Origin of the sequence: Paenibacillus forsythiae T98, assembly GCF_000520735.1 — a bacterium.
Classification (GTDB): Bacteria; Bacillota; Bacilli; order Paenibacillales; family Paenibacillaceae; genus Paenibacillus_AQ; species Paenibacillus_AQ forsythiae.
The window spans coordinates 1-734 of the sequence record NZ_ASSC01000388.1; the positions used below are offsets into that span (position 1 = coordinate 1).

1 protein-coding gene is annotated in these 734 nt (G+C 57.9%); it reads left to right on the forward strand.

The window, feature by feature from the left end; all coding sequences use genetic code 11:
* Positions 1 to 429: YqhG family protein (locus tag L692_RS0112425; protein WP_025700295.1), on the forward strand; the 429-nt coding region annotated here is incomplete at its 5' end.
* Positions 430 to 734 lie beyond the last annotated feature (305 nt).

The following is a 734-nucleotide window of genomic DNA, read 5'->3' on the forward strand; positions in this document are numbered from 1 at the left end:
CTAAGCTGCGATTTGAAGCGGGAGGAGCTGCATTTTGTCGGCGTGTCGCTGCTTACCGGGGAGGTCAAAGAGAACTTCGGCTCCCTTCTCGAACCTCTGGAGCTGACGCCCCGCCTGCCGGAGAATGTCCACATCCAGCCTTATGAAATCTCCCTGGCTTCGGGGGCGGGCTTGCTCGAACGCCATATTCTTTCAAGGCTTTCGGGACAGGATTACAGCTGGGCCGAGGCGGCGCGGCGGCGTCTGCAAGGGGAGCTGGACATTATCGACGCCTACTATGGGGAGCTGCTGAAGGAGACGGATGAAGACAAGCGCGCGGCCGCCGAAGAGCAGCATGCGGGCCGCCGCAAGGAAACCATTTGGCAATATGAACCGAATATTTCCGTATCGCCGGTCATCTACGGCCTGTTTCATCTCCGCAAGCCGTAGAAAGCGACCCGGCTCGCTAAAAGCGGCCAAAAATAGCGAAATCCGCCTTGAATAAGCGCGACAGCTTGCAACAGCCTTTTCAGCGCTTGTTCGCTACAATAAATGATAGCGGAAGCGTATAAATCCCGGCGGCTCCGGCAGCCAATGGAAGGACAGGTGAACAAACACATATGAACCCAAGCAACAAGGGCAAGGGAACCGCATTGGCCAAGCGTGTGTGCTTTCTCTTCATTCTTGCTCTGATCTTGTCTGCGCCGGCGGCCGGATTCCCTGGCGGGACACCCGCTGCGGATGCTCCGGCCGCC